The sequence below is a fragment of the Gallibacterium salpingitidis genome, assembly GCF_030517105.1.
Lineage (GTDB): Bacteria > Pseudomonadota > Gammaproteobacteria > Enterobacterales > Pasteurellaceae > Gallibacterium > Gallibacterium salpingitidis.
Genome location: NZ_CP103875.1, coordinates 626,283 through 648,364, shown reverse-complemented (window position 1 = coordinate 648,364; position 22,082 = coordinate 626,283). Strand labels below are relative to the sequence as shown.

Genomic DNA, 22,082 nt, shown 5'->3' with positions numbered 1-22,082 from the left:
CCTTTAAAACTTATAGCCACGATGTAACGCAACAATACCCGCAGTTAAGTTAAAATATTGCGTTTGTTCAAAGCCTGCATCAATCATCATCTGCTCCAACACTGCTTGTTCTGGATGCATCCGAATAGATTCCGCTAAATAGCGATAACTGTCAGCATCATTCACTACTACTTCACCCACTTTTGGCAAAATATTAAATGAGTAGAAGTTATACACCTTGCTTAATGGTTCTAAAATTGGTTTAGAAAACTCTAATACCAATAGACGTCCACCCGGTTTTAGCACACGATACATTGAACGCAACGCTTTATCTTTGTCGGTAACATTACGCAAACCAAAACTAATCACAATACAGTCAAAAGTATTATCGGCAAATGGCAACATTTCCGCATTTGCTTGAACATATTCGACATTGCCGACCACACCTAAATTGCGTAATTTTTCTCTACCAACTTGCAGCATTGAGTCATTGATATCCGCCAAAATCACTTGTCCAGTTTCCCCAACCAAACGTGAAAATTTAGCGGTAAAATCGCCAGTTCCACCAGCAAGATCTAACACTTTCTGCCCTTTACGCACACCGCTGCAGTCAATGGTAAAACGCTTCCAAACACGATGAATACCAAATGATAGTAAATCATTCATTAAATCGTATTTATCCGCAACGGAATGGAATACATTCGCAACCAGTTTTTGTTTTTCTGCTTTTGCTACGGTTTTAAAACCGAAATGGGTAACTTCTTCTCCCATTTCAGTTTGTTGTTCTTCTCTAATTTGTTCCATTAGCAATCCTTATTTCTTCTCTGGAATGGTAGCTAATAGTTGAGTTAATAACTGCCAATAAGTCGATACTGCTGGAATATGACAGCGTTCATCTGGTGAATGTGCGCCCAAAATAGTTGGTCCAATTGAAACCATTTCCATATTTGGATAGACCTTGTTAATTAAACCGCATTCTAAGCCAGCATGAATCACTTTAATCACACTCTCTTTGCCTAAAATTTGATCGTAAAGCACCTTAGTTTGTTTAACGATTGCGGATTCAGCTTGTGGTTCCCAACCAGGATAACGACCAGAGAATTTCACTTCTGCGCCCGCTAAACGACAGACTGAACGAACCAAACTTACTACTGTATCTTGACCATGCTCATTTAACGAACGAGCTAATAAGGTTAATTTCACTTCTGTTTCTCGAGTTTCTAAAACACCTAAGCTAATAGAACTCTCTACAACATCTGGCAGTGCATCACTATAACGAATTACTCCATTTGGCAAACTATTAATTAAATCTAATACTGCTGCCGTTTGTTGTACTGAAACACCTTGTTTCGCAGTTGCATCAGAAAGCTCTAATTGCAATTTACTTTCTGCTTGTGCTAATGCTGATTTCAACTCGGTAAGTAATTGTTGCAACACTTGGTTAAATTGCGCCATTGATGCAGTCGGTACCAATACGGTGGCAAAAGCTTCACGTGGAATTGCATTACGTACTGAACCACCTGCAATATCCGCTAAACGGAATGGTACAGATTGTGCCGCCACTTGTTCCAATAAACGAGCCAATAGTTTAATAGCATTACCACGATTAAGGTGAATTTCAGCACCAGAATGTCCGCCTCTCAAACCTGTCAATGCCAAATGCACTGCTTGTTCTTGTTCGGTAACTGGTTGCCATTCAAGTGAATAACGAATATCAACATCTTCGCCACCAGCACAACCAATATAAATTTCACCTTCATCTTCTGTATCAGTGTTAATCATCACTTCACTATGCAGCCAATTTGGTTGTAGCCCCAAAGCTCCGCCCATACCAGTTTCTTCACTAGCAGTTAATAACACTTCTAATGTTGGATGTGCCAAATCATCACTATCTAAAACTGCCAAACAAGATGCCATACCAATACCATTATCAGCACCCAAAGTCGTACCTTTTGCTTTTACCCATTCGCCATCGACATAAGGTTGAATTGGATCAGTAAGAAAATTATGCGGTGTATTTTTATTCGCTTGCGGCACCATATCTAAATGTGCTTGTAATGCAACTGGCTGACGATTTTCCATACCAGCTGTTGCGGGTTTACGAATTAAAATATTGCCTGCTTTATCTTGTTCTACCCAAAATTGTTTCTGCTTTGCCCAATTAATGATGAAATCTGCTAGTGCTTGTTCATGATGTGATGGATGAGGAATGGCACAAATTTTCGCAAACCATTGCCAAATAAGTTTTGGTGATAATTCTGTAATTGACGACATAAATCTCCCTCTAAAATCGTAACTTTTAGCTAAAACAAAAAAGAAATTGCGCTAAATGATAGCATAGAAAACAATTTCAGGTTATCCTTACGCAATTTTATTTATCACTTCAAATCAAAAACATAAGGTATAGTTATTATGAGCGAAAAATACGTTGTTACTTGGGATATGTTTCATATGCATGCGCGTAAACTTTCTGAACGTTTACTGCCAGCTTCTCAATGGAAAGGCATTATTGCTGTTAGTCGCGGTGGTTTATTCCCTGCAGCGGTAATCGCACGTGAGTTAGGTATCCGTTTAGTTGAAACTGTGTGTATTGCAAGTTATGACCATGATCAACAAGGCACATTAAAAGTATTACATCGTGCTGAAGGTGATGGTGAAGGCTTTATCGTAGTAGATGATTTAGTCGATACAGGTAATACTGCTCGCGCTATTCGTGAAATGTATCCAAAAGCTAAATTTGTAACAGTATTTGCAAAACCAACTGGTGCACCGTTAGTTGACGATTATATTGTTGATATTCCACAAAATACTTGGATTGAACAACCTTGGGATATGGGAATCACCTTTGTACCGCCACTCTCTCGTAAATAATTTTAAGCAAAAAATCTTTGGAGTTGCTGATGTATTTAACACAAATTAAAGCAGAACTTACCCAAGCGGCTGATGTATTAGATAAATTTTTATCTGATGATAAGAATATTCAACTTATTCAAGAAGCAGCATTATTAATTGCGAATAGCTTCAAACAAGGTGGCAAAGTGTTAAGCTGCGGCAATGGTGGTTCGCATTGTGATGCGATGCACTTTGCTGAAGAACTAACGGGACGTTATCGTGAAAATCGCCCGGGTTATCCTGCTATTGCTATTTCTGATGTTAGCCATTTAAGTTGTGTAAGTAATGACTTTGGTTATGATTACGTCTTTTCACGTTATGTTGAAGCAGTTGGACAAACAGGCGACGTCCTATTTGGCTTATCTACTTCCGGTAACTCTAAAAACGTATTGAATGCCATTGAAGCTGCTAAAGCAAAAGGAATGAAAGTTATCGCATTAACAGGAAAAGATGGGGGCAAAATGGCAGGATTAGCAGATGTAGAAATTCGTGTTCCACATTTTGGTTATGCTGATCGAATTCAAGAAATTCACATTAAGGTTATTCATATCTTAATGATGTTAATTGAATTTGAAATGGCAAAAGAAAACGCTTAATCCAATCGTTTTAGTTTAGGGGAGATCTCTCCCCTAATTTTTTGAATTACTTACGATTTAAGTTAGCAAAATAGAATGAAACGTTTCTCTTCCCTATTTCAACTATCTCAATTAAAACAACTTTTTATCATTATTATTGCCTTAACTGCGCTCTATTTTTCTGCGCTTTTTATGCTGATGGGCAGTGGTAAAGAAATTGAAATACAAGATATCTTGTTGTTGAGTGCTCTTATTTTAATTTTTAATGCATCACGCATTGCTTTTTATGCAATTATCTTACCTATTGCCATCGCTTATACCTTATACACCCCTGTGGGGCTGATGTTCGGTGAACCAAATTACCAATATTTGGCTTCTGTATTGGCAACAAATGTCGCGGAAGGTGTTGAATTTTTACAACAGATTCCATTTAAGTATTATGCAATGGCAGTGGCAATCATCCCATTGCTATTACTATTTCGTTATCTTAGCCAACGTTTCCAGTTAAAGTTTTATCGTAACAAAACCTTACTTTGTTTGATGATATTCTTTGCTTTGGTAAATCAAACACCGTTTGCTTTTTTCCATACTTTCTTTATTGCAGCTAATCAGGTTAAAGACGAATTATTGAAACTTAATCAATTTCAAGTAGAAAGCGAATGGGGACCAGCAAAATTCTCTGGTAAATATAAAAATTATGTCTTAGTAATTGGAGAAAGTGCTAGACGTGATTATTTGCACGCTTATGGCTACCCAATTGAAAATACCCCTTTCATTGAAAAAACTAATGGCATTTTAGTGGATGGTTTGGAATCCGCTGGCAGCAACACCATTGCATCTTTGCGCTTGATGCTAACTAAGCCAGATACTAAACGTTGGGCACCAAATTACTCTTTAAGCTTGATTGATTTAATCAAAGCGGCAGGTGTGAAAACTTACTGGATTTCCAATCAAGGCTTTTTTGGTGAATTCGATACTCCAGTCACTGCAATTGCTGATTTAAACGATGAAACCTATTTTATTGCCAATAATGACTCTATTCGTAATAACTCTAGTGATTTCCAATTGTTAGAACCATTTAAGCAAGTTTTACAACAACAAACGGATAAAGCAAAATTTATCGTCTTGCATCTCTATGGCTCGCATCCAAAAGCCTGTGACCGTATTCGAGATTACAAAAACATTGCACCAGTGAAAAATAAAAAATATCACTATTTAAGCTGTTATGTTTCTTCTATCAAAAAGACTGATGAAGTATTAGCGCAAGTTTATCAAGCACTACAACAACAATATCAAGCCACTCAACAACCTTTTACGATGATCTATTTTGCTGATCATGGTTTAGCTCACAAAACAATTGATGGTGAGATTTTGTTCTTTAATAACGCTGGCAGTCCATTACATCACGATGTGCCATTATTTATGACCGCTTCTGACAGCCAGCAGCACACAAAATGTAAAAGCTTTAAATCAGGATTAAATTTCACTGAAGCTATCGCTAACTGGATTGGTATTACTAACGAGAAAGTATCACCAGAATTCGATTTATTCAATTGTAAAGATGATCCCGATGATTATGGTTTAAAAGAACGTTTACCAAAAACTAAACTTGATCCAGCAATTGATATTCGTGGTAAATAACCTCTACTCGCAGCAAATTTGTTTTTGCCAATTTGCTGCGAACGTCTAAAATAAGACAGTTTGCTTTATGAGGGATAATGATATGCGAATTCTATTGGTTGAAGATGATGCAATGATTGCTGAAGCACTGTCAGCGCATCTAAAAGAAGCAAGTTATGCTGTTGATTGGGTAGAAAATGGGGAATTAGCGCTAAGCGCGGTAAAAGCACAACCCTATGATCTTGCGCTATTAGACTTAGGTTTACCCAAAAAAGATGGTTTAACAGTATTAGCGCAATTACGCCAACAACAATATCGTTTCCCAATTATCATTCTGACTGCTCGTGACGATTTGCCAAGTCGTTTACAAGGTTTAGATGGTGGTGCTGATGATTATATGATCAAACCTTTTGATATGGCGGAATTATTGGCGAGAATTCGCGTTGCTTTGCGTAAACAAAGTGAACATCTCACATCTGAACTCTGTTATGGCCCATTAAAATTAGATTTAAAAACCTACCAAGTGCAAAATACTGCCACTAATGATAGCCACCAACTTACCAATAAAGAGTTTGCTATTTTACAAGTTTTATTACAACATCCTGGGGTAATTTATTCTCGCAGCGATTTAGAAGATAAAATTTATGGCTGGGGTGAAGAAGTAGAAAGTAATGCCGTTGATTTTTTAATCCATTCATTAAGAAAAAAATTGGGCAAAGAAGCGATTAAAAATATTCGAGGTGTTGGATGGACTATTCCAAAATAGCACGTTTATTAATGAGATGGCGTTATTCCATTCAAGCCAAACTCACGCTCACTTTAGTTTTAGTCACTTTTTTAACCGCTGGAATTACAGGTGTAACCACAGCTTATAAGGCTTTCTACGCCGCTTACCAATTACAAGATGATTGGCTAATCCAAACTGCACGTTTTTTATCATTACGCAGTGCATTGGCAGAAAAAATGCCGCTCAACGATGAAGACAATCAAATTTATGTACAAACCAATTTAACCCCGCCACGCGGTAAATATTTTATTCCTTTTTTAGATCAACTCTATGAGGGATTTTATACAGTTAAAATTAATAAAAAAGAATTTCGTGTCTATGTGCGACAAATTAATGCACTAAAATTTGCTGTAATGCAAGAAACCGAATTTCGTACCAAAAAAGCGATTGAAGCCACTTGGGCAACGATATTGCCTTTCTTAATTTTTATTCCTTTAGTCATCCTACTCGGTATCATCGTGATTAATTTTACTTTCATACCGCTGCGTCGCTTGTCTTCTGCAATTAAACAACGGCAGGAAAATGATCTTAGTGTGATTCCATTAGCGAACACACCATACGAAGTGCATAACTTTATCGAAGCCATTAATCATTTATTAAAACGCGTTGATAAATCCGTTAAAGAACAGCAGCAATTTATTGCTAATGCAGCTCACGAACTACGTTCGCCAATGACGGTACTTTCTCTGCAAGCAGAACGGCTAACAACTCATACTGTACCAGCAGAAACCAAGCAACAAATTGAACATTTGGTTGAAGCCATCCAACGTAATCGTCATTTATTGGATCAATTACTCTCATTTGCGCGCAGCCAAGCACAATCAACACCAACAAATATAGATAATGTTTCAGTTAAAAATACCTTTAAGCAAGTGATTGAAACATTACTGCCATTAGCAGAACAAAAGCAGATTGATATAGGTGTGATTAGTGAGCAGGATTATTCATTGCAAATCAGTGAAACAGATCTGTTTACGATGATTAAAATCTTAGTAGAAAATGCGATTCTCTACACGCCAGAAGGGAGTTTAGTCGATCTTTCTGTTACTAAAATAGAGAACAATGTCATTATCAGTGTTGAAGACAATGGTAATGGCATTCCAGTTGAAGAATATGACAAAGTATTAAAACCTTTCTATCGTATTTTAGGTACACAACAACAAGGCACTGGTCTAGGGTTGGCAATTGTTAATACTTTAGTACAGCACTATCATGGTTCTATCCAATTAAAACCTGCACAACAATATGAACATGGCTTAAGAGTTGAGATTAGTTTTATTAGTGAAAACTAAAGAGATTGGTATCGCTACCAATCTCTCGATTAATTAATGCAGTTTCATCAATGGACGAATAAAACGATTTAACCTACCGACCAAAACAAATAGCGCCGTTTTAAAACAGCCATGTAAGGCGACTTGGTGCATACGATATAAAGAAACATAAATAAAATGCGCAATATGCCCTTCAATCGTCATCGATCCTCTAACTAAATTCCCCATCAAATTACCTACGGTACTAAATCTTGATAAAGATACTAAAGAACCATGATCATAGTAAGTAAAGGCTTTTAACGGTCTATTTTCTAATAAAGCGAGAATATTCTTACCACAAGTTGTTGCCATTTGGTGTGCAGCTTGCGCGCGTGGTGGCACAGGCTTACCATCTTTCTGTAATAGTGCAGCACAATCACCAATGGCAAAAATATGATCGTCTAATGTCGTCTGTAAGGTATCTGTCACTTGTAGTTGATTGATACGATTGATCTCTAAACCATCAAATTGTTTCGTTACATCAGAAGCACGAATACCAGCAGCCCAAACCATTAGATCCGCCTTAATTTCTTCACCTTCATTGGTAATTAAACTATTCGCGGTTGCTTCGACAATTCGGGTATTCGTACGTACATCTACACCCAACGCATTTAATTCTTTATGCGCCGCATTGATAATACGATCTGATAATGCTGGTAAGATTTTATTGCCCGCTTCAATTAAAGTGACTTTTAAACAGCTATTGTCGATTTTACCGAAGCCATAATCGGATAAATATTGTGCGGCATTATAGAGCTCCGCTGATAATTCAACGCCTGTTGCACCAGCACCAACAATCGCAATATTAATTTTGTTTGGTTCAACCAACTCGATTTTTTCTGCTACTGCTACATCATTTGTAGCTTGATTGTTATCTTCTGCAAACTTCAAAAAGAGTTGAATCATACGTTTTTGGAAATAGAGCGCTTGATCTGGACTATCTAAGAAAATGCAGTTTTCACTAACTCCCTTAGTATTAAAATCATTCGATTTACTGCCAATACTCAACACCAAAATATCGTAATTAATCTTACGTTCTGCTACCAACAATTTACCGCGTTCATCGGTAATCGGCGCTAAAGTAATACTCTTTTCTGTACGCGAAAGCCCTGTAATATAGCCTTGTTGAAACAAAAAGCCATGATTTCTGGCATGAGCTCGGTAACTTACCGCTTCAACACCATCATCTAAAGAACCTGTTGCTACTTCATGCAGTAACGGTTTCCATAAATGAGTTTGATTACGGTCAACTAGAATCACTTCCGCTTTTTTCTTGCGACCTAATTTATGTCCAAGAAAAGTTGCAAGCTCAAGACCACCAGCACCACCACCGACAATCACTATTTTTTGCATAAATGTTTCTCCATTAAGATAATTGTAAAATTTTGGTGAAATTATAGCTTAATTTCTTTCATTTATTTAATAGAAAAAAATTATTATCAAATGAATTGTTAATCTTAATGGTTATAAGTAGATTGCGGATAAAAAAGAGAAATAAAAAAACGCATACTGCAAGCAACAGTATGCGTAAATACAAGGATTTTAAGTGAAATTAGTAAAGTTTTCTTGAAGTATTGAACCAATCCTCTTTGAAGGTACGTTTCATATTTTGAATTGCATCAATAATATCGTGATGAACAAGTTGTTCATTTTGGATACCTACACAACGACCTTTTTCACCTTGTAACAATAATTCAACCGCATAAACGCCCATTCTTGAAGCAAGAATACGGTCGAAAGCACAAGGTGAACCACCACGTTGAATGTGGCCTAATACTGTGGCACGAGTTTCATGATGAACGCGATCTTCAATTTCTTTCGCTAATTCATTCACATCACACATATGTTCAGTAATTGCAATGATCGCATGGCGTTTACCTTTTTCGATACCATATTCCACTTTACGAATTAACGCTTCACGCTCAAATGGACGCTCTGGAACAACGATAAATTCACAACCACCGGCAATTGCAGCTGCTAAGGTTAAATCACCACAGTGACGTCCCATAATTTCAACAATAGAAATACGTTGATGTGAGCTTGAAGTATCACGTAAGCGGTCAATAGCATCTAACGCTGTTTCTAACGCTGTTTGATAACCGATTGTATAATCAGTACCTGCCACATCATTATCAATGGTTCCTGGTAAACCGATACAAGGGAAGTCGTGTTCTTCGGTTAATAATTTTGCTCCCATATAAGAACCGTCGCCACCGATAACGACAAGCGCATCAATACCATGGAAACGTAAATTTTCTACACATTTTGCACGTACAGATGGATCTTTGAACTCTGGGAAACGTGCTGAACCTAAGAAAGTACCACCACGATTTATTACATCAGATACGTGATAACGCTCTAATTTTTTTACTTTATTGTAGTAAAGACCTTGATAACCGTCATAAACGCCATACACTTCTAAACCTTCGTATAAAGTTGCACGCACAACCCCACGAATTGCAGCGTTCATACCTGGCGCATCGCCACCACTTGTTAATACGGCAATTTTCTTAATCATAATTCGTCCTCATTAGGAAATATTTTAAAGCTAAAAATAAATCAAAACCGCGCTAAGATTACACTATTCACTGCTGATGCTCTAGTGAAATTTATGATTACTTTTGTAATTTTTGATCTACTTAGCCATTCTACTGGTCCTGCAATATCTCTTGTTTCACAATTGAAGTTGGCTCTTGATGAATGATTACATCTGAATTTGGAAATGCTTTAAGCAGTGCTTGCTCTAACTCTTCCGTAATATCATGCGCTACTACTAAAGGCAGATGATCTTCTAACTCTAAATGCAATTGAATAAAACGTACTGCTCCAGCGCGACGTGTTTTAATGTCATGAATCCCTAACACGTGTTTATTTTGGCTAGCAATCTGTTTAATTAACTCAATCTCTTCATCTGGCAACGCCACATCCAATAACATTTGGATCGCTTCCGCTACCATTTTCAAGGCATTAATTAAAATATATACCGCAATAATTAACGCACAAATCGCATCTGCCATGACAAAGCCATAATAACTTAACATTAACGCCAACAAGATCCCTAAATTCATAAACAGGTCTGTTTGATAATGTAAGCTATCCGCTTTAATAGCAGGACTATCTGTTAATTTAATCGTGTATTTTTGAAATGCGACTAAAATAGCGGTCATCACCACCGATACCACTGTTACCGCAATGCCCCAAATATTATGCTCAGTGATTTCTGGCGAATGTAAACGCTGTACACCTTGCAAGAATAAAAAGATTACCGATCCGCAAATAAACATGCCTTGTGCAAGCGAAGCTAATGATTCCGCTTTACCATGCCCAAAAGAGTGATTATCGTCTGCCGGCATCAAGGCAAAGCGCAAAATCAACATACTGGTAAAAGAGGCAAGTAAATCCAATAACGAATCGGTGATCGCCGCTAAAATACTGACAGATCCAGTTTTCCACCACGCAATCGATTTAATTAATACCAAAAACAGTGCAGTAAAAATCGCAAAACAAGCAGCACGTTTTACATAAACCGAATAGTTATTTTTCATTACAACTCCATGGTAATGAATATTGTGTCATGGTTTTCACTAGCGGTAATGCCTGCTGTTGTTCTAATTTTTTTAACACTGCCATGGTACTGCTTTTTACTGGTGCAAATTGTTCGCTATATTGCAACTGTACAAAACCACAAGAGACTAAATTTTCCCCTTTTGCCACATCCACTTGGTAATCAGTAAACTGTTCTGCTGGCGGATAAACCACATAGCTATATAGGTTGCCATCTTTAGTTTGATTGCTAAATACTTTGATATCTGAACGCGCAAACATTTTTTCTCGCAACGCAATCCGTTGTTGATAGTTCGCATCTGTCTTAGCAAAATCTTGCTGTAAATCTTGGAAAATTTCTAAGTGGGAATGTTTGTTACTATTGGTATCGATCAATTGATAGGTATATTTCACCACACTGCCCAAATCATCCGTTTTACTTAATTGATACTCTTGATTAGCAAAACTTAACTTTGTCGGTACTGCCACTTTTTGCTGGCTAACTTGATGTGTGACACAGCCAGTTAATAATAAGATAGCCAACCAAGATAAACGTTTAATCATCTTTTAACTCCCGTTTAAATACTAATTCTGTTGCGGTTGAATTCGCTTGATCAAACCAATAACCAGCCAAATCAAACTCTTTTAACTGTTCTACTTTAGTTAATTGATTCTGAATGATATAGCGACAAATTAAGCCACGCGCTTTCTTCGCATAAAAGCTGATAATTTTATACTTACCATTTTTATAATCCATAAAAATCGGTTTAATAATGGTTGCTTTTAAACGATCTGTATTCACCGCTTTGAAATACTCATCTGACGCAGCATTAATCAAAATATTATCGCCCTGTTGATCAAGCGCTTGTTGTAAATGATCGGTAATCACATTGCCCCAGAATTGATAGAGATCCTTACCTTTTGGATTAGCTAATTTTGTTCCCATTTCCAAACGATAAGGCTGCATTAAATCTAATGGACGCAATAAACCATATAAACCAGACAGCATACGTAAATGCGTTTGCGTAAATTCAATCTCTTGCGCCGATAAACTTTCAGCCTCTAAGCCCGTATAAACATCACCTTTAAACGCATAAATTGCTGCTTTGCTATTTTCATCATTATGTTCTGCTTGCCATTCAGCAAAACGCGCTGCATTAAGCTCAGCAAGCTTATCACTAATTTTCATTAGTGAAGCAATATCTGCTGGCGCCAACTGACGACAAATAGTAATTAATTGCTGGCTATATTCGGTCAAACTAGGTTGAGTGAAATCGTGAATCGGGGTTGGCGTGGTGAAATCCAACGTTTTCGCTGGTGAAATAATTGCTAACATATTCTTCCTTTATTAAATATTGGCTAACTTCCAATCAATTGGTGTTTTTCCTTGCTGAATTAAATATTGATTCGCACGCGAAAAATGGTGACATCCGAAAAAACCGCGATGTGCTGATAATGGCGATGGATGCGGCGCTGCAAGTACACAATGTTTCTGCCGATCAATAAATTGTCCTTTCTTCTGTGCATGACTGCCCCACAATAAAAACACCAAACCAGTTGTATGGTTATTTAATGTTGCAATCACATGATCGGTAAAGGTTTCCCAACCAAAATTAGCGTGTGAATGTGCTTTACCTTGTTCAACCGTTAACACCGTATTTAACAATAAAACGCCTTGTTTTGCCCAATCGACTAAATAGCCATGATTCGGTATTTGAAACCCTGCTATATCTTGGCTTAATTCTTTATACATATTTAATAAAGATGGCGGTGGCGGTACATTTGGTCTAACCGAAAATGCTAAACCATGCGCTTGATTAGGGCCATGATAAGGATCTTGTCCTAAAATGACGACTTTAACTTGATCAAATTCTGTATAACGGAAGGCGTTAAATACATCGGCTTTTGGTGGATAGATAATTTTGCCCAAATCGCGTTGTTGTTGCACTTGTTGCAAAATTTGCTGGAAATAAGGTTGCGCTTTTTCCCCACCAATCATCTCTTTCCATGTTCTCATGGTTATATCCTTATTTAGCGTATCAATCGCTAAATTATAAAAAACATTTTTGCAGATCAAAAATAAAAATTACATCACCATTTGTTACAATTTCATTAGCTAAACGTAAAAAGAAATTTCTTTCTAAAGATTAGAGCTAATTATTTTTTGATTAAAATCAAAATAATTGATAAAGAAAGAATTTTTTATTCTTGAGATAGCTAAATAATTATAATTTAATTTGAATATATAAAATATTTTGATAAAATTTGCGCAGTTCATTAGGTTATTAACAGATGCTTTCGGAGGCAATCATGATTAAAGGTATTCAAATTACACAAGCAGCAAATGACAATTTAATTAACTCATTTTGGTTATTAGACAACGAAAAAGGTGAAGCTCGTTGCTTATGTGCAAAAGGCGATTATGCTGAAGATCAAATCGTTGCTATCAACGAATTAGGCAAAATTGAATATCGTGAATTACCAGTTGACGTTGCACCAACTGTAAAAGTAGAAGGTGGTCAACACTTAAACGTTAACGTATTACGTCGTGAAACTTTAGAAGATGCGGTAAAACACCCAGAAAAATATCCACAATTAACTATTCGTGTTTCTGGTTATGCAGTACGTTTCAACTCTTTAACTCCAGAACAACAACGCGATGTAATTACTCGTACTTTCACTGAAAGCCTATAATAATTTAGCTTTTCTGATAAAACGGCGATCTCAATGATCGCCGTTTTTTTATCTAGCGATCTTTAGCTACAATAATAATGTCCTTAAATTATATGAAAATAATGTATTATGATTAGAGATATGCACTGTAAATCGCTAACATTCACTGAATTACACCTTAATTGTAAGGACTGGAAAGGAAAGAAAATTAGAGCAATTGCGCCGTATAGTGTAATTTTTCGATTGCTTGGATTAGCTGTTGATTGGTAACGGTTGGTTTGGCAATAATTTTTACTGTGTGTGCATTCATATCGGCTTTAGTTTTTACCACGCCATCAAGCGCACGTAGCTCTTTATTCACCAAATAGACACAAAGTTGGCAGGTCATCTCCTTAATATAGAACGATACTTCACGTTCGCCAGTTTGTGTTGTTGCTGCTTGCGCAGTGCTCACATAACTCACATTCAACACTGAAATTGCCAACAATAAACAGCTGAGTATTTTTTTATACATACACTTCTCCTATTCTAAAAACCAAGGTAATACCGTTGGATATGTCAGGAAAAATAAAATCACAATAAACACGATCCAATAAAGAGCAATTAACCATTTACGTGATAAATATTTGGTACAGATAATTTTTTTGGAAAAAATTAACAACCAAAAGCCATAGCCAAAAGCAGCTAACGACAGGATCAACATCGGAATGCGTAAATAGTCAAAGCGATTTAATTCGATTAGCCAAGTAGAAGAAATACCAAACACCAAATAGATCAATGGTGCAATACAACAAAGGGTTGAGGTTACTGCTGCAACCACAGCAGTAACGCAACTCACTAAAAATTGATTATTTGATTTCTTTAGAAATGAACTCATAACCAAATTCTTTCGGACTATATGAATTTAATGGATCACCACCAACTTCTGCATACGGATAACCAAAATTGTTGATTGGTTTTAACTCTGGTGCTGGATAGAGATCAAAATCACGTGCGTGATTAAAGCCGACCCAGTTCGCTTCCCAGTTACCAAATAGATATTTCGCGACTGCTTGTGTATCTTTATCATTAACTGATTTTTTCTCTGCTAAACGCATTTTCGCTACATCCGCAGAATCAACTGGCACCCAACCGAAACCAGCTAAATAGAATTCTGCACGACAATGTTGTCCGCCATTCTCATTAGCAACACCATCTTTTGCACTACCAAAAGCGGTTTTAGAGTATTTTGACATCTTAGGTGCAGCACCAAGACGAATACCAAAAATTTCACGAGCAGGAATATTAGAAGCACGCGCTAAGGCAACAAAGACTGAATTAATATCAGTACATTTACCTTTTAGCACGCCAGTAGTAAGAATTTTTTCTACATCGCCATCACCGCAACCTAATACAGAATTATCACGTTCCATATTGTTAACGATCCACTTGTGAATTAGCTCTGCTTTCTTCAATGGATTGGTTTCTTTACCAACAATTTTGTCAGCATATTCTTTCACAATACCGTCAGTTTTAATGTGCGCAGTTGGTTTTAAATAAGTTCGCACATCAACTGGATATTGAATCTCTTTTGGTGCTTTATAGTTCTTTAATAACCCGGCTGCCATTGGCTCACGATCTTGAGTTTCGATCACCATTTTTACTTTGAGAATACGTTTATCCGCTTTTTCACCCCAATTCGCATAGAGTGTTTTCGCACCATATTGGTTATTTTCGGTGATATACGCATTGCGATAATTCCCTTCAAATTCAATTGATTTCAAGGTTTGATAATCGCTATTAAACGGTAGCGGTACCCATAAATTGGTTTCGCCTTGTGCCCCTTTTGGCACAACAAGATCATAACTATTGGTAAATTCGTAAGTATGAACAGTAGTATTCGGATTAGTGTAAGTAGAAGGAGATGGATTTGATGCACATGCAACAGTCGAAGCTAGCATTGATGCTAAGAAAACTTTTTTCATCATATTGTAGTACCTTAAAATAAACATAACTTGCTATATTTTAGCGTCCGCAAAGCGAACTCAGTTAGGATACTCAGATTTGTAAAAAAAGAAAGGGGTATTTTGTGTAAAAGTGATTGATAAAAAGATTGATAAGAAAAAAGTGCAACAATAAAAACTCTAAAATAGAACCTTTATTGTTGCACTTTGGTAATCGTGCTTAACGTGTTTCGCTTTGCGTTGATAACTGCCTTTACCTTTGCGCTTGCGTTCAATACGTTGTCTAAACAGTTTATCGCTCACTAATGCTTTGATTGCACTCTCTTGAATTTCACCTCGTTGGTGTTGATAGTTTTGTTTCATACTTTTTCCTTCTTGAGTCATTTAATTTAACACAATAATACCGCCGACTATGCGGCGGTGCGTATTATGGCAAATTTGAGTTTATTCGGCTATAAAATTTCCAATACATTTTCTGGCGGACGCCCAATTCTCGCCTGTTTGCCATTAATGACAATCGGACGTTCCAATAAAGCTGAATTATCGACAATCGCTTGTAATAGTTTTTCTTGTTGTTCAGGGATGGTTGGATCAAGTTGATCTAATTGTAATAATTTATACAAATCATCTTTTGTTCTCATCATTAAACGCGGATCATCAATTCCCAATTTGACCATTAATGCTTTTAATTCCGGTAATGAAAAGTGATGTTGTAAATAAAGCACCACTTCTGGCTGTACTTGTTGTTCCTCCAATAATTGCAAAGTAGCTCTACTTTTTGAACAGCGTGGATTATGCAAAATTTGAATTGTCATTTTTCACTCCTTTTTATTAAATAAGCCTATCTACTCTATCACGCCTTCATAAAAATCAAAAAATAAAACAGAAAAATAAAATTTAGCATAGTTTTTTCATTTTGCTTCCTGTATAATTTTGCGACCCTGTTAATTACATCGGTTTTTCCCGCCATGTAATTTTTTTATGCTTAAAATACACTCGAAGGGGTGCTGATTGAGAGCGAAAAGGTGTGTTCAAATTGTTGAACACAGGGTGTTAAATTATTATTTTGGTAATTAATTAATGAAAACTTTTGTAGCAAAACCAGAAACAGTAAAACGCGACTGGTATGTAGTTGATGCGACAGGTAAAACTTTAGGTCGTTTAGCTGCAGAAATCGCAAGCCGCTTGCGTGGTAAACACAAAGCTGAATATACTCCACACGTTGACACAGGTGATTACATCATCGTTATCAATGCAGATAAAGTTGCTGTAACCGGCCGTAAAAAAACTGACAAGATTTATTACTGGCACACTGGCTACGTTGGTGGTATCAAACAAGCGACTTTTGCTGAAATGATTGCTCGCCGTCCAGAACGTGTGATTGAAATCGCAGTTAAAGGTATGTTGCCTAAAGGTCCTTTAGGTCGTCAAATGTACCGTAAATTAAAAGTGTATGCAGGTAGCGAACATAATCACGCTGCACAGCAACCACAAGTTTTAGATATTTAATCACGAGGTTTAGACTATGGCAGATCAAAACTACGGCACAGGCCGCCGCAAAAGCTCTTCAGCTCGTGTATTTATTAGACCGGGCACAGGTAAAATTACTATTAATCAACGTGATATCGACGTTTACTTCGGTCGTGAAACTTCACGTATGATTGTTCGTCAACCTTTAGAATTAGTTGATATGGCAGAGAAATTTGACCTTTATATCACTGTTAAAGGTGGCGGTATTTCTGGTCAAGCAGGTGCAATTCGTCACGGTATTACTCGTGCATTAATGGAATATGATGAAACTTTACGTCCTGCATTACGTGCAGCTGGTTTCGTTACCCGCGATGCTCGTCGTGTTGAACGTAAAAAAGTGGGTCTTCGCAAATCACGTCGTCGTCCACAATACTCAAAACGTTAGTGCGACAAGTAGTCGTGCTTGTGGCAATATTTCCTTATATATCAAGGATTTATTGCTGGAAATGGGTGGTAATTATATCAACCATTTCCAACTTTTCAAGTACCTCTCGGAGGTACTTGGGAAGTCAGACCAAGAACGGAGCGTTGCTCAAGACTTGGTTCTAAGTTGGTAAATGTAAACTGACCAGCTCTAAAGAATAGAGGTATGATCTTCACTTTGAAGTACTTAATATTCACTGTTTAACAAAATATTGAGAAAAGTAAGCAAGCAAGATCCCGTTTCGGAGTTACCCATACTCCCCGTTAATACTCATAATAGTATTAAGACAATAATCTCAAATTACATTGAGAATATTAGTTGGGTTACCCATACCCCAGAGAAGAGAAAAGTTTATACACCTACTATAAATAAAGCCCAAAGATAGTTCAGTGCTCAGAAAAACTATCAGAACTAAGGTCTGGTAAACCTTAGGGAGGGAGTACTTACTTCACATTATGTATATCATGGAATATACATTTACTTATTCACTTTATGTATATCACAGGATATACATTTATCTATTCAATAAATACTCTTGTTAAAGAGTATTTCAATAGTGAATGAATTGATTGGGAATGTGATAATTCTCAAGATTTTCAGGAGCTAGGTTCTACTATACCTAAAACTTATCAACGATTTAACTCTTCTTTAATTCTAGACATAAAAGAGATAGCTATCTTTTTGAGGTTAGATTAAGGAAAAGGTTATATCGTATTTAGGTTAAGTTTAAGTTTAACAAAGCGAATAGAAAGCTAAAGCGAATTTGGAAGTAACAGCAAAGGCTTATTTATTGCAGTATAGGAAAACTAACTTAGTAAGTATGCGTAAGCTGTAATTATCATTGTTGTGATGAAAATGGTTGAAGATATAACGTAGTACAGCCAATTTTTCATAGTACAACCTGTTATATGGCTAACAGTAGTCTAGGGAGAGTGCATTATTGGCAACGATAATGTGCAAAGCATCCTGACAATGTACTCCCCGTGAGGGTTTATATTACTGTGAAGTAATATAAGGAAAGTGTGAGCAACACACACTGAGAGAGGCTAGACTGAGTAGAAAGATAAACGAAAGTGAACAGTTGATAAACTCCGTTATGAGGAAGAGCCTACGGTTGCTATTGGCTTAGACCAAAATGGTATGCAGCAGGTTATTCTCTTTGACGTTGGGAATACGCCATCATAATGCTGTCGGAGAACAGACTGTATCTTCCCTACTCGTGTGATAATTACGGAACTTGGTAAGCCTATATTTTCGCCTCATCCACAATACTCAATACTGATACATACTTATGTATTAGGTAAGAGAATTAGAAGAGGCAGGTAAAGCGTAAGTGATACTGTTGAAAATGTAGGTAAGGGAGGTTGGAAAAAGCAAAGGCTACATGGTAATGGTGTAGATAGGGTGTGAAATATAACCTAATCCGAAAGGATGCAGACTTCCAACTGGTCTTTCATCGTAAGATGAACAGCAATTCCTTTGAGGGTTATTAGTGTTAGTTTGCTTTTGAAAGACGTATGAAATTTATTCGTCTTGATGAAGAGGGAAACAAACTAATAACGAATGTAAACAATTAAAGAAAGGCGAGCGTTAGGCTTGCAGACTAATTAACTTGATTAGTCAATCAGGTTGGGAATACCCGACCACCTAACGCCCGTACTCTTTAACCCAATTGGTTACAAGAGCGGTTAAAACTATCGGTATCTGGTAGTTCCTCTTGTACACCACCAAGTTTACAGTGAGGAATTTACCCACTTACCGAAACCTTTTAACTTACCTTGTAATATCAGAGGTAGGTATGAAAGAGCGTAAGCATTATACTGAAAAGGTAGCTTGCAATCCAGCGACCTCGCACATCTCCCAATGGCATTATGTTGATTGGCATAAGGCAGAAAGATATGTGAAAGGAATGCAAGTTCGGATTGCGAAGGCAACTTTGGCAAAAGATTGGCGTAAGGTTAAAAACTTACAACGATTGCTTGTCCACTCGTTTTATGCAAAAGCAATGGCGGTAAGACGAGTCACTGAAAATCAAGGTAAACGCACATTTGGCGTGGACAAGGTGCGATGGGATAGTCCTGAGAAGAAATACCAAGCAATTCTCTCACTTTCAGAAAAAGGGTATAAACCACTACCATTAAGGAGGGTATTTATTCCCAAAGCAAACGGGAAACAACGCCCATTGGGCATTCCAACAATGAAAGACAGAGCAATGCAGGCATTATACTTATTGGGGCTACAACCTGTAGCAGAAACACTGGCGGATACAAGTTCCTATGGATTTCGATTAGAACGTTCCACAGCGGACGCAATAACACATATCCATCAGATATTCTCTCATAAAGGGAAAAAGACTAATCAGCCAGTAGAATGGGTATTAGATGCAGACATACAAGGTTGCTTTGACCATATTAACCACGATTGGCTATTAAAGCATATTCCAATGAATAAGCGGATATTACATAAATGGCTAAAATCAGGTGTAGTGGAATTTGGACAACTGAAGCGAACGGAAGAAGGAACACCACAAGGTGGTATTATTTCTCCAACGTTAGCTAATATGGCATTGGATGGATTAGAAACATTACTTGCCCAACATTTTGGGGCAAAGAATGGGTCAAAAATCCGAAGACACAAAACTTACTTAGTTCGGTATGCAGATGATTTTATTATTTCGGGAATTTCTAAGGAATTGCTGGAAGAAAAAGTCATCCCACTTGTGAAAGATTTTCTCACAGAACGTGGTTTAACACTCTCGGAAACAAAAACGAAAGTGGTACATATTGATGAAGGTTTTGACTTTTTAGGTTGGAATGTAAGACGTTTCAAAGGAAAAGTATTAATTAGACCAAGCAAAAAGAATGTGCAAACATTTTATCGTAAGGTCAAAGAAACTATTTCTAAAATGAAAATGGCAAAACAGTCTGACCTAATCAGAGTACTTAATCCAATGTTACGAGGCTGGGCAAACTACCACAAACATCAAGTAGCAAGTAAAGCCTTCGGAAAAATGGATGCATTAGTATGGCGAGCCTTATGGAAATGGTGTAAACGCCGACATCACAATAAAGGGATAAAGTGGATAAAAGAGAAATACTTTTGTACTACAGCTAACCGAAATTGGGTATTTGGAACTGTTTATACTAATAAGAAAGGAAATTTACACCCAATAGACTTAGTCTATTGTAGTGGAGTGAAAATCGAAAGGCACATAAAGATAAAATCGGAATATAATCCGTTTTTACCTGAATGGGAACTAGAAAGTGAGCTTCTTCGTCAGAGTAGGTTATATAACCAAGAGAAACACAGACGAGTTTGGAGCTGGTTATTTAAGGAACAAAAAGGGAAATGTGCCTATTGCCATCAACCAATTACGAAACAAACAGGTTGGCATGACCACCATATTATTTATAAAATAAATGGCGGAAGTGATAGCCTAAGAAATCGTTGTTTGGTTCACCCAACTTGTCATAGTCAGATACACGCATTGAACTTGATAATCAGTAAAGTAGCTGTCTAGAAATAGATAATAGAAAGGCTTGAGCTGTATGCAGAGAAATTTGCTTGTACAGTTCTTAGGGGGCGGAAGGATAGTAATATCTTTTCGCTACCCGACAGTGCGACAAGGTGTCGTACTTATGGCAATATTTCCTTATATATCAAGGATTTATTGCAGGAAATACTGGTTGCACCGACCAGTTATTTCCAACTTTTCAAGCACCTCTCGGAGGTGCTTGGGAAGGCAGACCAAGAACGGAGCGTTGCTCAAAACTTGGTTCTAAGTTGGTCAATGTAAACAGACCATCTCTAAAGGATAGAGGTATGATCTTCACTTTGATGTACTTAATATTCCCTGTTTAACAAAGTATTAAGAAGAGTAAGTAAGCAAGATCCCGTTTCGAAGTTACCCATACTTCCTGTTAATACTATCAAAAGTATTAAGACAATAACTTCAGGGAAAACTGAAATTATTAGTTGGGTTACCCATACCCCAGAAAGGAGAAAAGTTTACACACCTACTATAAAGAAAGCCCAAAGATAGTTCAGTGCTCAGAAAAACTATCAGAACTAAGATCTGGTAAATCTTAGGGAGGGAGTACTTACTTCACATTATGTATATCATTGAATATACATTTACTTATTCACTTTATGTATATCTGAGTATATACATTTATCTATTCACTAAATACTCTTGATATGGAGTATTTTCGATAGCAAATGAAAGAATGGGAATAAATACATTCTCAAGATTTCAGGAGCTAGGCTTTACTGTACCTATAATTCATTAATTACTCTTCTAATCTGGAAATAGAAAGTTTAATCACTTTGTATTTTTTATACTAGATAAAGAAGAGTGGGATTGTATTTAGGATAAGTTTAAACATTGCGAATAGAAAGCAGAAGTGAATTTGGAAGTAACAGTAAAGGCTTATTTATTGCAGTATAGGGCGTACCAACTTAGTAAGTATGCGTAAGCTGTTATCATCATTGTTACAATCAATAAAACTGAAGATATAAGTAGTGCAGTAGTATTGATGAGGTAACCTGTTATATGGCTAACAGTAGTCTAGGGATAGTGCATCACTGGCAACGGTGTTGTGCAGAGCTTCCTGACAATGAACTCCTGAGCAATCAGTCAATAAAATCGTGAGAAATTATTGAGAGAGAACTAATAGCAAGTTCTTGAGGGGCTAGACTGAATAGAAAGATAAATGAAAGTGAACAACTGATAAACCTCGTTATTGAGACAAAGCCAAAGCTATTGATAGGCTTTAACCAAAAGGTAGGCAGTCGGTTATTCCTCTT

The 22,082-nt window shown here is 36.9% G+C and carries 21 protein-coding genes and 1 pseudogene; 9 read left to right on the top strand and 13 right to left on the bottom strand.

Features of this window, described 5'->3' with window-relative positions:
* Positions 1–3 precede the first annotated feature (3 nt).
* Together ubiE and NYR30_RS03090 are read right to left on the bottom strand one after the other, a co-directional pair.
* A complete protein-coding gene (gene ubiE, locus NYR30_RS03095) occupies positions 4–783 on the bottom strand; it encodes a bifunctional demethylmenaquinone methyltransferase/2-methoxy-6-polyprenyl-1,4-benzoquinol methylase UbiE (protein WP_066110080.1) in 780 nt (259 codons plus the stop codon).
* A gap of 9 nt (positions 784–792) precedes the next feature.
* Positions 793–2,253: an aminoacyl-histidine dipeptidase gene (locus tag NYR30_RS03090; RefSeq protein ID WP_066110078.1), complete on the bottom strand. Its 1,461-nt coding sequence runs from the start codon at positions 2,251–2,253 to the stop codon at positions 793–795.
* Between the two features lie 138 nt (positions 2,254–2,391).
* Between NYR30_RS03090 and gpt the strand changes: the two genes are divergently transcribed.
* The 5 genes from gpt to NYR30_RS03065 all read left to right on the top strand — a co-directional run bounded on the left by gpt (position 2,392) and on the right by NYR30_RS03065 (position 7,145).
* Positions 2,392–2,850, top strand: a complete 459-nt coding sequence (gene gpt / locus NYR30_RS03085; RefSeq protein ID WP_065234819.1) for a xanthine phosphoribosyltransferase — start codon at positions 2,392–2,394, stop codon at positions 2,848–2,850.
* Positions 2,851–2,879: 29 nt separating this feature from the next.
* The gene (gene lpcA, locus NYR30_RS03080; RefSeq protein WP_066110076.1) at positions 2,880–3,467 is read left to right on the top strand and encodes a D-sedoheptulose 7-phosphate isomerase; all 588 of its coding nucleotides are present in this window, start codon (positions 2,880–2,882) and stop codon (positions 3,465–3,467) included.
* Between the two features lie 75 nt (positions 3,468–3,542).
* Positions 3,543–5,087 (top strand): phosphoethanolamine transferase family protein, encoded by a 1,545-nt coding sequence (locus tag NYR30_RS03075; RefSeq protein ID WP_066110074.1) that lies wholly within the window; start codon positions 3,543–3,545, stop codon positions 5,085–5,087.
* A gap of 82 nt (positions 5,088–5,169) precedes the next feature.
* Positions 5,170–5,832 (top strand): response regulator transcription factor, encoded by a 663-nt coding sequence (locus tag NYR30_RS03070; protein WP_302501857.1) that lies wholly within the window; start codon positions 5,170–5,172, stop codon positions 5,830–5,832.
* Positions 5,814–7,145 (top strand): sensor histidine kinase, encoded by a 1,332-nt coding sequence (locus tag NYR30_RS03065; protein WP_082966192.1) that lies wholly within the window; start codon positions 5,814–5,816, stop codon positions 7,143–7,145. The genes NYR30_RS03070 and NYR30_RS03065 overlap by 19 nt, the downstream gene beginning before the upstream one ends.
* A gap of 33 nt (positions 7,146–7,178) precedes the next feature.
* On the opposite strand, the gene NYR30_RS03060 is transcribed toward NYR30_RS03065, so the two are convergent.
* The 6 genes from NYR30_RS03060 to ung form a co-directional block, all read right to left on the bottom strand.
* The gene (locus NYR30_RS03060; protein WP_066110071.1) at positions 7,179–8,516 is read right to left on the bottom strand and encodes an NAD(P)/FAD-dependent oxidoreductase; all 1,338 of its coding nucleotides are present in this window, start codon (positions 8,514–8,516) and stop codon (positions 7,179–7,181) included.
* A 199-nt stretch (positions 8,517–8,715) separates the two neighbouring features.
* Entirely contained in the window at positions 8,716–9,681 is a 966-nt protein-coding gene (gene pfkA, locus NYR30_RS03055) for a 6-phosphofructokinase (RefSeq protein WP_066110069.1), read from the bottom strand.
* Between the two features lie 130 nt (positions 9,682–9,811).
* Positions 9,812–10,708: a cation diffusion facilitator family transporter gene (locus NYR30_RS03050; RefSeq protein ID WP_066110067.1), complete on the bottom strand. Its 897-nt coding sequence runs from the start codon at positions 10,706–10,708 to the stop codon at positions 9,812–9,814.
* The gene (locus tag NYR30_RS03045) at positions 10,698–11,270 is read right to left on the bottom strand and encodes an HI_0983 family protein (RefSeq protein WP_066110065.1); all 573 of its coding nucleotides are present in this window, start codon (positions 11,268–11,270) and stop codon (positions 10,698–10,700) included. Before NYR30_RS03045 ends, NYR30_RS03050 begins: the two co-directional genes overlap by 11 nt.
* Positions 11,263–12,042: a peroxide stress protein YaaA gene (gene yaaA, locus NYR30_RS03040; protein WP_066110064.1), complete on the bottom strand. Its 780-nt coding sequence runs from the start codon at positions 12,040–12,042 to the stop codon at positions 11,263–11,265. Before yaaA ends, NYR30_RS03045 begins: the two co-directional genes overlap by 8 nt.
* 12 nt (positions 12,043–12,054) lie before the next feature.
* Positions 12,055–12,723: a uracil-DNA glycosylase gene (gene ung, locus NYR30_RS03035; RefSeq protein ID WP_066110062.1), complete on the bottom strand. Its 669-nt coding sequence runs from the start codon at positions 12,721–12,723 to the stop codon at positions 12,055–12,057.
* Positions 12,724–13,016: 293 nt separating this feature from the next.
* Here ung and grcA point away from each other — a divergent pair, with 293 nt between their 5' ends.
* A complete protein-coding gene (grcA, locus tag NYR30_RS03030) occupies positions 13,017–13,400 on the top strand; it encodes an autonomous glycyl radical cofactor GrcA (RefSeq protein WP_065234831.1) in 384 nt (127 codons plus the stop codon).
* Between the two features lie 187 nt (positions 13,401–13,587).
* On the opposite strand, the gene NYR30_RS03025 is transcribed toward grcA, so the two are convergent.
* From NYR30_RS03025 to arsC, 5 genes and pseudogenes are all read right to left on the bottom strand, one after another.
* On the bottom strand, positions 13,588–13,893 hold the full coding sequence (locus NYR30_RS03025; protein WP_302501849.1) for a heavy-metal-associated domain-containing protein: 306 nt from the start codon (positions 13,891–13,893) through the stop codon (positions 13,588–13,590).
* A gap of 9 nt (positions 13,894–13,902) precedes the next feature.
* Positions 13,903–14,256, bottom strand: a complete 354-nt coding sequence (locus NYR30_RS03020) for a mercuric transporter MerT family protein (protein ID WP_066105096.1) — start codon at positions 14,254–14,256, stop codon at positions 13,903–13,905.
* The gene (locus tag NYR30_RS03015) at positions 14,228–15,343 is read right to left on the bottom strand and encodes a transglutaminase-like domain-containing protein (RefSeq protein ID WP_302502437.1); all 1,116 of its coding nucleotides are present in this window, start codon (positions 15,341–15,343) and stop codon (positions 14,228–14,230) included. Before NYR30_RS03015 ends, NYR30_RS03020 begins: the two co-directional genes overlap by 29 nt.
* Before the next feature lie 186 nt (positions 15,344–15,529).
* Positions 15,530–15,685: pseudogene (locus NYR30_RS03010) on the bottom strand (alternative ribosome-rescue factor A); the annotation flags it as partial.
* Between the two features lie 89 nt (positions 15,686–15,774).
* Complete coding sequence (arsC, locus tag NYR30_RS03005) at positions 15,775–16,137, bottom strand: arsenate reductase (glutaredoxin) (RefSeq protein ID WP_066113149.1); 363 nt, start codon at positions 16,135–16,137, stop codon at positions 15,775–15,777.
* A gap of 265 nt (positions 16,138–16,402) precedes the next feature.
* On the opposite strand from arsC, the gene rplM reads away from it, so the two are divergent.
* The 3 genes from rplM to ltrA all read left to right on the top strand — a co-directional run bounded on the left by rplM (position 16,403) and on the right by ltrA (position 20,796).
* A complete protein-coding gene (gene rplM, locus NYR30_RS03000) occupies positions 16,403–16,831 on the top strand; it encodes a 50S ribosomal protein L13 (protein WP_066105088.1) in 429 nt (142 codons plus the stop codon).
* A gap of 16 nt (positions 16,832–16,847) precedes the next feature.
* On the top strand, positions 16,848–17,237 hold the full coding sequence (rpsI, locus tag NYR30_RS02995; RefSeq protein WP_066105085.1) for a 30S ribosomal protein S9: 390 nt from the start codon (positions 16,848–16,850) through the stop codon (positions 17,235–17,237).
* Between the two features lie 1,837 nt (positions 17,238–19,074).
* Positions 19,075–20,796, top strand: a complete 1,722-nt coding sequence (gene ltrA, locus NYR30_RS02990) for a group II intron reverse transcriptase/maturase (protein ID WP_302501846.1) — start codon at positions 19,075–19,077, stop codon at positions 20,794–20,796.
* The last annotated feature ends 1,286 nt before the right edge of the window (positions 20,797–22,082 follow it).

Coding starts and splice junctions, on each gene's coding strand:
- ubiE (WP_066110080.1), bottom strand. CDS start 783: ATGGAACAAATTAGAGAAGAACAACAAACTGAAATGGGAGAAGAAGTT.
- NYR30_RS03090 (WP_066110078.1), bottom strand. CDS start 2,253: ATGTCGTCAATTACAGAATTATCACCAAAACTTATTTGGCAATGGTTT.
- gpt (WP_065234819.1), top strand. CDS start 2,392: ATGAGCGAAAAATACGTTGTTACTTGGGATATGTTTCATATGCATGCG.
- lpcA (WP_066110076.1), top strand. CDS start 2,880: ATGTATTTAACACAAATTAAAGCAGAACTTACCCAAGCGGCTGATGTA.
- NYR30_RS03075 (WP_066110074.1), top strand. CDS start 3,543: ATGAAACGTTTCTCTTCCCTATTTCAACTATCTCAATTAAAACAACTT.
- NYR30_RS03070 (WP_302501857.1), top strand. CDS start 5,170: ATGCGAATTCTATTGGTTGAAGATGATGCAATGATTGCTGAAGCACTG.
- NYR30_RS03065 (WP_082966192.1), top strand. CDS start 5,814: ATGGACTATTCCAAAATAGCACGTTTATTAATGAGATGGCGTTATTCC.
- NYR30_RS03060 (WP_066110071.1), bottom strand. CDS start 8,516: ATGCAAAAAATAGTGATTGTCGGTGGTGGTGCTGGTGGTCTTGAGCTT.
- pfkA (WP_066110069.1), bottom strand. CDS start 9,681: ATGATTAAGAAAATTGCCGTATTAACAAGTGGTGGCGATGCGCCAGGT.
- NYR30_RS03050 (WP_066110067.1), bottom strand. CDS start 10,708: ATGAAAAATAACTATTCGGTTTATGTAAAACGTGCTGCTTGTTTTGCG.
- NYR30_RS03045 (WP_066110065.1), bottom strand. CDS start 11,270: ATGATTAAACGTTTATCTTGGTTGGCTATCTTATTATTAACTGGCTGT.
- yaaA (WP_066110064.1), bottom strand. CDS start 12,042: ATGTTAGCAATTATTTCACCAGCGAAAACGTTGGATTTCACCACGCCA.
- ung (WP_066110062.1), bottom strand. CDS start 12,723: ATGAGAACATGGAAAGAGATGATTGGTGGGGAAAAAGCGCAACCTTAT.
- grcA (WP_065234831.1), top strand. CDS start 13,017: ATGATTAAAGGTATTCAAATTACACAAGCAGCAAATGACAATTTAATT.
- NYR30_RS03025 (WP_302501849.1), bottom strand. CDS start 13,893: ATGTATAAAAAAATACTCAGCTGTTTATTGTTGGCAATTTCAGTGTTG.
- NYR30_RS03020 (WP_066105096.1), bottom strand. CDS start 14,256: ATGAGTTCATTTCTAAAGAAATCAAATAATCAATTTTTAGTGAGTTGC.
- NYR30_RS03015 (WP_302502437.1), bottom strand. CDS start 15,343: ATGAAAAAAGTTTTCTTAGCATCAATGCTAGCTTCGACTGTTGCATGT.
- arsC (WP_066113149.1), bottom strand. CDS start 16,137: ATGACAATTCAAATTTTGCATAATCCACGCTGTTCAAAAAGTAGAGCT.
- rplM (WP_066105088.1), top strand. CDS start 16,403: ATGAAAACTTTTGTAGCAAAACCAGAAACAGTAAAACGCGACTGGTAT.
- rpsI (WP_066105085.1), top strand. CDS start 16,848: ATGGCAGATCAAAACTACGGCACAGGCCGCCGCAAAAGCTCTTCAGCT.
- ltrA (WP_302501846.1), top strand. CDS start 19,075: ATGAAAGAGCGTAAGCATTATACTGAAAAGGTAGCTTGCAATCCAGCG.